This window comes from Oerskovia sp. NPDC056781, assembly GCF_042789955.1.
Taxonomy (GTDB): Bacteria; Actinomycetota; Actinomycetes; order Actinomycetales; family Cellulomonadaceae; genus Oerskovia; species Oerskovia rustica.
In genome coordinates this window covers 1-8740 of sequence record NZ_JBHUAD010000171.1, presented here as the reverse complement: position 1 = coordinate 8740, position 8740 = coordinate 1, and the positions used below count along the sequence as shown (strand labels likewise).

At 73.2% G+C, this 8740-nt stretch carries 8 protein-coding genes; 5 read left to right on the top strand and 3 right to left on the bottom strand.

Annotated features, from left to right (window positions below; genetic code table 11):
- Positions 1-184 precede the first annotated feature (184 nt).
- Both ACFRCR_RS13890 and ACFRCR_RS13885 read left to right on the top strand, forming a co-directional pair.
- Positions 185-1909, top strand: a complete 1725-nt coding sequence (locus ACFRCR_RS13890) for a multicopper oxidase family protein (protein ID WP_377678308.1) — start codon at positions 185-187, stop codon at positions 1907-1909.
- Between the two features lie 92 nt (positions 1910-2001).
- Complete coding sequence (locus ACFRCR_RS13885) at positions 2002-3348, top strand: M20/M25/M40 family metallo-hydrolase (protein ID WP_138824586.1); 1347 nt, start codon at positions 2002-2004, stop codon at positions 3346-3348.
- Between the two features lie 19 nt (positions 3349-3367).
- Here the strand turns inward: ACFRCR_RS13885 and ACFRCR_RS13880 are convergent, their stop codons facing one another.
- Positions 3368-3598 (bottom strand): DUF5703 family protein, encoded by a 231-nt coding sequence (locus ACFRCR_RS13880; protein WP_138824585.1) that lies wholly within the window; start codon positions 3596-3598, stop codon positions 3368-3370.
- A 111-nt stretch (positions 3599-3709) separates the two neighbouring features.
- Between ACFRCR_RS13880 and ACFRCR_RS13875 the strand changes: the two genes are divergently transcribed.
- The gene (locus ACFRCR_RS13875; protein WP_377678306.1) at positions 3710-4051 is read left to right on the top strand and encodes a primosomal protein; all 342 of its coding nucleotides are present in this window, start codon (positions 3710-3712) and stop codon (positions 4049-4051) included.
- A gap of 18 nt (positions 4052-4069) precedes the next feature.
- Here ACFRCR_RS13875 and ACFRCR_RS13870 read toward each other — a convergent pair whose 3' ends face one another.
- Positions 4070-5041: an aldo/keto reductase gene (locus ACFRCR_RS13870; protein WP_336708453.1), complete on the bottom strand. Its 972-nt coding sequence runs from the start codon at positions 5039-5041 to the stop codon at positions 4070-4072.
- 221 nt (positions 5042-5262) lie between these two features.
- Between ACFRCR_RS13870 and ACFRCR_RS13865 the strand changes: the two genes are divergently transcribed.
- Positions 5263-6123: an undecaprenyl-diphosphate phosphatase gene (locus ACFRCR_RS13865; RefSeq protein WP_377678304.1), complete on the top strand. Its 861-nt coding sequence runs from the start codon at positions 5263-5265 to the stop codon at positions 6121-6123.
- Between the two features lie 33 nt (positions 6124-6156).
- Here ACFRCR_RS13865 and ACFRCR_RS13860 read toward each other — a convergent pair whose 3' ends face one another.
- A complete protein-coding gene (locus ACFRCR_RS13860; protein WP_377678302.1) occupies positions 6157-7254 on the bottom strand; it encodes a CorA family divalent cation transporter in 1098 nt (365 codons plus the stop codon).
- Between the two features lie 129 nt (positions 7255-7383).
- Between ACFRCR_RS13860 and mshC the strand changes: the two genes are divergently transcribed.
- Positions 7384-8658 carry a cysteine--1-D-myo-inosityl 2-amino-2-deoxy-alpha-D-glucopyranoside ligase gene (gene mshC / locus ACFRCR_RS13855; protein WP_138824581.1) on the top strand — a complete coding sequence of 425 codons (1275 nt, stop codon included), beginning with the start codon at positions 7384-7386 and terminating at the stop codon, positions 8656-8658.
- The last annotated feature ends 82 nt before the right edge of the window (positions 8659-8740 follow it).

The following is an 8740-nucleotide window of genomic DNA, read 5'->3' as shown; positions in this document are numbered from 1 at the left end:
ACCCAGGTCCACCTCGGCGCCCGGCCGTCGGGGCCAGGGTCGGTTCAGGGCCGGGGTGGGGGACACCCCCGATGTGCCCGACGGCGGGCCCTGCCTAGCCTGGGGTGAGCCGGCACCGGGCGTCCGTACGACAGCGACCCCGCTGACCGCCGCACCACCGTCACCTTGGGAGCCTCGCACCGACATGACCACCATCCCCGACGGCGACACCGTCGCCCCCGCGCTGCCCGCAGAGGGGGACGGTCCCGCCGGGCCTGCGCCCCGTCGGCGCCGTTGGGGCGTCGTCGTGGTGGTGCTCGTCGCCCTCGTCGCGGGCGGGATCGCCGGCGGCGTCGCCGTGGCCTTCTCGAACGGTGCGACCTCGACGGCCGGCGAGGTCGACTTCACGCGGCCCCTCGCGATCCCGCCCCTCGCGTCCTCGACCGTCGAGGAGGGGGTCCGGGTCTTCACGCTCGACATGCGGGAGGGCGAGACGGACCTGGGGCAGGGTGGCCCGACCCCGACGCTCGGCGTCAACGGCACGTTCCTGGGCCCGACGCTGCGCGCCTCGCGCGGTGAGCAGGTCCGCATCGACGTCACGAACTCGATGACCGAGACCAGCACGCTGCACTGGCACGGCATGAGGCTTCCCGCGGTCATGGACGGCGGCCCGCACCAGCAGGTCGAGCCGGGCCAGACGTGGTCCCCGAAGTGGGCGATCGACCAGCCCGCGGCGACGCTCTGGTACCACCCGCACCTGCACGGGCGCACGGCCGACCACGTGTACCGCGGCCTGGCGGGCCTGTTCCTGCTCGACGAGCCCCCGGGGTCGCCCGAGGCCGCGGTCCAGGACGCGCTGCCGCACGAGTACGGTGTCGACGACGTCCCGCTCGTCGTCCAGGACAAGAAGTTCCACGCCGACGGCCGCCTCGACGACGCCGACCCGTTCCTGTCGAGCACGGGCGTGCGGGGCTCGGTGGTCCTCGTGAACGGCACCGCGAGCCCGTACCTCGACGTCACGACCGAACGGGTCCGGCTGCGGATCCTCAACGGCTCCAACGCGCGGGTCTACGCCTTCGGGTTCGACGACGGCCGCGCCTTCCAGGTGATCGGCTCGGACGGCGGTCTCCTGGACCAGCCGGTCACGACGGACCGCCTCCAGCTCTCCCCGGGCGATCGTGCCGAGGTCGTGGTCGAGGTCACGCCGGGGGAGCGCACCGTGCTGCGCAGCTTCCCGCAGGAGCTGGGCGCGAACCCCTTCACGGCACGGTTCTCCGGCGGCGACGACACGCTCGACGTGCTCGAGCTGCGGGCCGCGGCCGAGCTGACGACGTCTGCCACCGTGCCGGCCGAGCTCGGGGACCTCCCCGTCGCCGACGAGGACGCCGCGACCACGACCCGCCGCTTCGAGCTCTCCGGCACCTCGATCAACGACCAGGACATGGACCTTCGCCGCATCGACGAGGTCGTCGACGCCGGGGCGACCGAGATCTGGGAGGTCACGGGGCTCGACGACACCCCGCACAACTTCCACGTCCACGACGCGCAGTTCCAGGTGCTCGACGTCTCGGGAACCCCACCGCCCCTCGAGCTCCGCGGCCGGCAGGACACCGTCTACGTCCGTCCTGGCAAGATCACCCGGCTCCTGGTCACGTTCGGCACGACTCCCGACGCCGACAGCCCCTACATGTTCCACTGCCACCTGCTCCGCCACGAGGACCAGGGGATGATGGGCCAGTTCGTGGTCGTGGACCCCTCGGCGCCCGCGGGGACGGCGGACCGCCCCGCCCCGGGGGACCTGCTGCCGGGGGTGCGCGACGACGTCGGGCACGAGGACGCGCACACCGGTGCCGCGCCGCGCGGCGGGACCGGGCCGCGGCTCCCCGCCCAGGGGAGCCAGGGCCACGCCGCGACCGGCGACCACGGCTGAGGTCCGACCACAGCCCGGCGGGCGGGTGCCCACGGGGCGAGACACCCCGGCAAAGCCCCGGAACGCGCCGCGACAGCGGGTACCGTGTGGCCATGACGACCCATGCCCACCCCGCGAACCCGCCGCAGACCCACCCGACCGCCGAGCAGGAGGTCGCGCGCATCTGCCAGGACCTGCTGCGCATCGACACCTCGAACTTCGGGGACGGGTCGGGACCCGGCGAACGAGCCGCGGCCGAGTACGTGATGGCCTCGCTCCACGAGGTCGGGCTGAGCCCCGAGCTGTTCGAGTCCGCGCCCGGGCGCGCGAGCGTCGTCGTGCGTCTGCCGGGGCAGGACCCCACGCGCCCCGCGCTCGTCCTGCACGGTCACCTCGACGTCGTGCCCGCGCAGGCCGCCGACTGGTCGGTCGACCCGTTCGCGGGCGAGGAGAAGGACGGGCTCCTGTGGGGGCGCGGCGCGGTCGACATGAAGGACATGGACGCGATGATCCTCGCGGTCGTGCGCCAGATGGTCCGCGAGGGGCGCAAGCCTGCCCGTGACGTCGTCGTGGCCTTCTTCGCCGACGAGGAGGCCGGCGGCACGTACGGCGCGAGCTGGGCCGTCGACCACCGCCCCGAGATCTTCGAGGGTGCGACCGAGGCGATCAGCGAGGTCGGCGGCTTCTCGGTCGACATCGACGGCAAGCGCGCCTACCTGCTCCAGACCGCGGAGAAGGGCATCGCCTGGCTCAAGCTCGTCGCCGACGGCCGAGCCGGGCACGGCTCGCAGGTCAACACCGACAACGCCGTGACCCACCTCGCGGCCGCGGTCGCGCGCATCGGCGCCTACCAGTGGCCCTACACGATCACCCCGACCGTCGACGCGCTGCTGCGCGGAGTGGCCGAGCTCACGGACCTGCCCTACGACCCCCGCGACGAGGCGAGCATCGACGCGCTCGTCGCGGCCCTCGGGCCCGCCTCGCGGTTCGTCGGCGCGACCGTGCGCCACACGTCCAACCCGACCCAGCTCGGCGCCGGCTACAAGGCCAACGTCATCCCCGGCCGGGCCGAGGCCGCGATCGACGCGCGCCTGCTGCCGGGCCACGAGGACGAGGGCTTCGCGGTCATCGAGGGCCTCGTGGGCGAGCACGTGCGCATCGAGCCCATCCACCGTGACATCTCGCTCGAGGTGCCCTTCGAGGGCGACCTGGTCGACGCGATGATCGCGTCCCTGCACGCCGAGGACCCCGGCGCGACGGTCCTGCCGTACACGCTCTCGGGCGGCACCGACAACAAGTCGCTCGCGCGCCTGGGCATCACGGGCTACGGGTTCGCCCCGCTCCAGCTCCCCGCGGACCTGGACTTCTCCGGGATGTTCCACGGCGTCGACGAGCGCGTGCCCGTGGAGTCCCTGAAGTTCGGCGTGCGCGTCCTGGACCGGCTCCTGCGGACCTGCTGACCTGCGGGCGCTCGACGCCTCAGAGCGTCGAGCGCACCCGCATGATCTTGCGGCGCAGCCACACGCGCCGCTCGCCGCCCACGTACAGCCGGGTGCGGTCGAGCTCCCAGCGTCCGTACTCCGCCTCGTCCGTCAGGAGGCGGACGGCGTCGTGGCGGCTCACGGACCTGTCGATCGTGAGCACCCGGTACTCGTACTGGCTGCTGGGCTCGGTGCGGGCCACGCGCTGCGGGGGAGGAGTGCTTGCCATGTTCCACCGTCCTCGGGTCGGTCGTGAGCGGGGGAGCCGTGAGCCGTACCTCACTCTCCCGCGCCGGGATTCCGAGTGCCATTGTGCCTCGGGCAGGGCTACCGTCAGGGTATGACCGCTGACCCGCGCGCCGCGCTCGACCGATTCATCGCGGCCCTCGAGGCCCACTACAACGCCGTCGCCGCGCGCCGAGGCGAGGACGATCCCGCGGTCGACGACGCCTACTACGTCCTCGCGGACGCCTACGAGGTGTACGACGAGGCGCTCGCGCAGGTCCACGGCGAGGCCACACCGTTCTACCTCGCGGAGGACGACGACGAGGACGACGAGGACTCGGACGACGACGAGGACTCGGACGATGAGGACGACGACGAGCGGGACGGCGGCTCGGACGACGACCGGCTCGACGAGGAGTTCGACGAGGTCGACCTCCACGACGGCGTCAGCCGCTGACCTCCCGCAGGGGTAGCGCTACCAACGCTCGGGGTAGCCGAACGAGAGGGCGCTGACGTCGTCGAGCGCGTGGTGGACGGCGTCGGGCAGCTCGAGGTCGCTCGCCGCGAGCGAGGCCCGCAGCTGCGACGGGGTCCGGGCCCCGACGATCGCGCTCGAGACCCCCGGCCGCTCCAGGAGCCAGGCCAGCGCCACGTCGAGCGGTGCGCGTCCCAGACCGTTCGCGGCCGTCACGACGGCCTCGACGATGCCCGACGACGGGCCGTCCAGGTAGGGCTGGACGAACCCGGCCAGGTGCGAGGACGCCCCGCGCGAGTCCGCGGGCAGCGAGCTGCGGTACTTGCCCGTGAGCACGCCCCGGCCCAGCGGTGACCACGCGAGGACCCCGAAGCCCATCTCGGTGGCGGCGGGCACGACGTCGCGCTCGATCCCGCGCTGCAGCAGCGAGTACTCGAGCTCGACCGCACTGAGCCCGACGTCGCCGCGCGCGTCGAGCGTCGCGGCCGCCCGCGCGGCGGCCCACCCGGGGTGGTTGGACAGACCCACGTAGCGGGCGCGCCCGGTCGTCACGGCCAGCCGCAGGGCCGAGAGCGTCTCGTCGAAGGGCGTCCGAGGGTCCGGGGTGTGCACCAGGAAGAGGTCGACGTGGTCTGTCCCGAGGCGCGCGAGCGAGGCGTCGAGCGAGTCGAGAAGCGCGCCGCGGGACGCGTCGACGGTGTTGCCGTCCGCGGTCGTGCGGATCCCGGCCTTGGTGCACAGCAGCACGTCGTTGCGGTCGACCTTGCCCGCGGCGAGGAGCGAACCGATCATCGACTCGCTCGCGCCGCCGCCGTAGGAGGCCGCGGTGTCCACCAGGTTGCCGCCGGCGTCGACGAAGTCCCGGAGCTGCTCCGCCGCATCGATCTCGTCGGTGTCCCGACCCCACGCCATGGTCCCGAGACCCAGCGGCGAGACGCGAAGGCCGGTGCGGCCGAGCTGACGAAGTTCCATGCGCGGCAGGTTACCGGCGAAGAGGGCGCGATGCCCGGAGACGTGGCGTGGTCGGGAGGGTGAGGTCCGTCGCTCTGGCCCGCATCGGCGGGTCCCCGGGTGTCCGCCCGGTGTCCTGCGCGGGGCTGCGCGGTGTCCGCCGGGCGACGGCCAGGTGACGCTTTCTGCCGACCGGCCTGTCCCGCCTGGGCAGGGTGGTCGGCGCCGGTAGGGTGCGATGCGTGAATGCGTGGGATGCCGTCCTTCTCGGCCTCGTCCAGGGTCTGACCGAGTTCTTGCCCGTCTCCTCGAGCGCGCACCTGCGCATCGTGGGTGAGCTGATCGGTTCGTCGGACCCGGGGGCGGCCTTCACGGCGATCACCCAGATCGGTACCGAGACCGCGGTCCTGCTCTACTTCCGGCGGGACATCGCGACGATCTGTCGCGCCTGGTGGGGCGCGGTGCGCGGCGAGAACGGCACCGACTGGCGCGCCCGGATGGGCAAGGGCGACCACCACGCCGCCATGGCCTGGTTCATCGCGCTGGGCTCGATCCCTATCGTGGTCCTCGGCCTGCTGTTCCAGGACGCGATCGAGGCCTCGCTGCGCAACCTGTACATCACGGCGTTCATGCTCGCCGCGTTCGCGCTGCTGCTCGGGCTCGCGGACCGGGTCGGGGCCAAGAAGAGGACGCTCGACGAGCTGACCCCGCGCCAGGCCGTCGGGTTCGGGCTGGCGCAGGCGCTCGCCCTGGTCCCCGGCGTCTCCCGCTCCGGCGGGACCATCACCGCGGGCCTGCTCATGGGCTTCACGCGCGAGGCCGCCGCGCGCTACTCGTTCCTGCTCGCGATCCCCGCGGTCCTCGGCTCGGGGTTCTACCAGCTCGCGAAGTCGGTCGCGGCGGACCCGGTGCCCGGCTCACCCGGCTTCGGGGCGACCTTGATCGCGACGCTCGTGGCGTTCGTCGTCGGGTACCTCGTGATCATCGCGTTCCTCAAGATTGTCTCGACGTTCAGCTACACGCCGTTCGTGATCTACCGGCTGGTGCTCGCCGGCGTCGTGGTCCTGCTGCTCACGTTCGGCGTCCTGCAGCCGCTCGCCTGACCGGCCCTCGCGCACCGCGGTGGGCGGCACCCGCTACATCCAGCCGACCTTCTTGAACGCCCCGTACAGCCCGAAGCAGCCGATCACCATGATCGCGAGCGCCATCGGGTAGCCGAGCGACCAGTGCAGCTCGGGGATGTGGTCGAAGTTCATGCCGTAGATCCCGCCGACGATCGTGGGGAACACGAGGATCGCGGCCCAGGCGCTGATCTTGCGCATGTCCTCGTTCTGGCGCACCGAGACCTGCGACAGGTGCACCGAGAGCATGTCGGACAGCAGGTCGTCGTGCGCGTCGAGGTGGCGGTCGATGCGCTCGACCGTCGAGACCAGGCGGTCCATGAGCCGCTTGTCGAACGTGATGCGCGACCGGGCGCTGCCCGACACGAGCTCGGGCAGCTCGGCCGTGATGGGCAGCAGCGCCCGCCGGGCCTCGGTGATCTCGCGCTTGAGGTCGTAGATGGGCAGGACGGGGTCGGCGTGCCGCCGGGGCTCGAAGACGATCTTCTCGACCTCGGCGACCGCGTCGCCCAGGGCCAGCTCGACGTCGGACGCGGTCGCCACGAGCGCGAACAGGGCCTCGCCCGCCAGGTGCTGGACACCCTTGCCGCGCCCGTGCGACGGGCCGGTCAGGTGTTCGCGCATCCGGTCGTGGACGCCCCCGGAGCCCTTCTCGACCGTCACCACGACGTCCGGCCCCACGAGGATGCAGAAGCTGCCCGTGCTGACCTGCCGGTCCTCCTCGGAGAAGGCCACGGTCGGGGTCACGACGAGCAGCCAGTCCATGCCGATGTGCTCGACGTGCGCCAAGGGGTGCTTGACGTGCCGCACGTGCACGGGCAGGTGCCCCCGCCCCCACTGCGTGCTCAGTCCCACTCCGAGTGCCTCTGCGGCCTCCACGAAGTCGTCGAGCGTGCGGACCTCGTACCAGCGCGCCCCGGTCTCCTGGTCGGCCGTTCCCGGAGAGTCGTCGTCCGTGAGGTCGGTCGGCGCCGTGCGCCCGTCGACCGGTCGAACGCGCCCGTCGGCCCCCTCGACCCACAGCTCCTTGTAGCGCGTCGGCGCCGTGCGCGGCTTCTCGTGGGCGCCCGGCTCGGAGGACGGGGGGTCGGGGGGACGTGTGGGTTCGGTCACCCCTGCATTCTTGCCCGACGCCGCAGGCACGCCACCCAGGACGGGCTCGCGGCGCCGTCGGGCAGGCCGGGGGGCCCACGCGCGGCGACCGTCGAGGAGGCCGGGGCCGTTCGCGGCTAAGGTTGTCGCGTGCACAGCTGGCCCATGCCTCAGATCCCGTCCCTGCCCGGTCGAGGACTCCCGATCCGGGTGCACGACAGCACCACCGGGGAGCTCGTCGTCGCCGCGGAGGGGGACACCGCGACCATGTACGTCTGCGGGATCACCCCGTACGACGCGACCCACATCGGGCACGCCGCGACCTACGTCGCGTTCGACCTCCTGGGCCGCGCCTGGCGCGACTCCGGGCACGACGTCACCTACGCGTCCAACGTGACCGACGTCGACGACCCGCTGCTCGAGCGCGCCACCGCGACCGGCGTCGACTGGTGGGACCTCGCCGTCGAGCAGACCGCCCTGCTCGCCGAGGACATGACCGCGCTCGGCGTCGTGCCCCCGGACGTGTACCGCGGCGCGGTCGAGGCGATCCCCGACGTCGTGCAGGCCGTCGAGGCCCTCATCGAGGACGGGTTCGCGTACCGCGTGCCCGTCGAGCCCGGAGCGGGCGGCGACACCCCCGAGCTCGGCGACGTGTACGCCGACCTCAGCGCCGACGCGCGCTTCGGCGCCGTGTCGCGGTTCAGCCGCGAGGACATGCTGCGCCTGTTCGGCGAGCGCGGCGGAGACCCTGAGCGCGACGGCAAGAAGGACCCGCTCGACCCGCTGCTGTGGCGGCGCGAGCGCACGGGCGAACCCACCTGGGACGGCGCGAGCCTCGGCACCGGGCGCCCCGGCTGGCACATCGAGTGCGCCGTCATCGCACGCGACGGCCTGGGCCTGCCCTTCGACATCCAGGGCGGGGGAGCGGACCTGCTCTTCCCGCACCACGAGATGTCGACCTCGCACGACCGCCTGCTCGACCACGGGTTCGGTGCGCGCAACCACGTCCACGCGGGCCTCGTCGCCTACCAGGGCGAGAAGATGAGCAAGTCGCGCGGGAACCTCGTGTTCGTCTCGCGGCTGCGCGCCACGGGCGTCGACCCCATGGCCATCCGCCTGGCCCTGCTCGCCCACCACTACCGCTCCGAGTGGGAGTGGACCGACGCCGACCTCCCCGCCGCCGTCGAGCGCCTCGAGCGGTGGCGCTCCGCGGTCTCGGGCAACGGCGGCCCCGACGCCGACGCGACCCTCGCGGCGGTGCGCGCGGCGCTCGCGGACGACCTCGACGCCCCCACCGCGCTCGCCGCGGTCGACGCGTGGGCCGACGTCTCGCTCGCCGACGGGCGGGACACCTCTGCCGACACCGAGGGCGCGCCCGGCGTGATCTCGCGTGCGGTCAACGCGCTGCTCGGCGTGCGGCTCTAGCCCCGGCGCCCGGCGCCCGGCGCCCTGCGCCCTCCGCTCGACCGCCCGACGAACGACTTACGGCCCGCGGCCCCCTCTGGGA

What these genes read in the sequence shown, in the direction of transcription:
- ACFRCR_RS13885 (WP_138824586.1), top strand. Translation starts at nt 2,002, where the DNA reads ATGACGACCCATGCCCACCCCGCGAACCCGCCGCAGACCCACCCGACC.
- ACFRCR_RS13880 (WP_138824585.1), bottom strand. Translation starts at nt 3,598, where the DNA reads ATGGCAAGCACTCCTCCCCCGCAGCGCGTGGCCCGCACCGAGCCCAGC.
- ACFRCR_RS13875 (WP_377678306.1), top strand. Translation starts at nt 3,710, where the DNA reads ATGACCGCTGACCCGCGCGCCGCGCTCGACCGATTCATCGCGGCCCTC.
- ACFRCR_RS13890 (WP_377678308.1), top strand. Translation starts at nt 185, where the DNA reads ATGACCACCATCCCCGACGGCGACACCGTCGCCCCCGCGCTGCCCGCA.
- ACFRCR_RS13870 (WP_336708453.1), bottom strand. Translation starts at nt 5,041, where the DNA reads ATGGAACTTCGTCAGCTCGGCCGCACCGGCCTTCGCGTCTCGCCGCTG.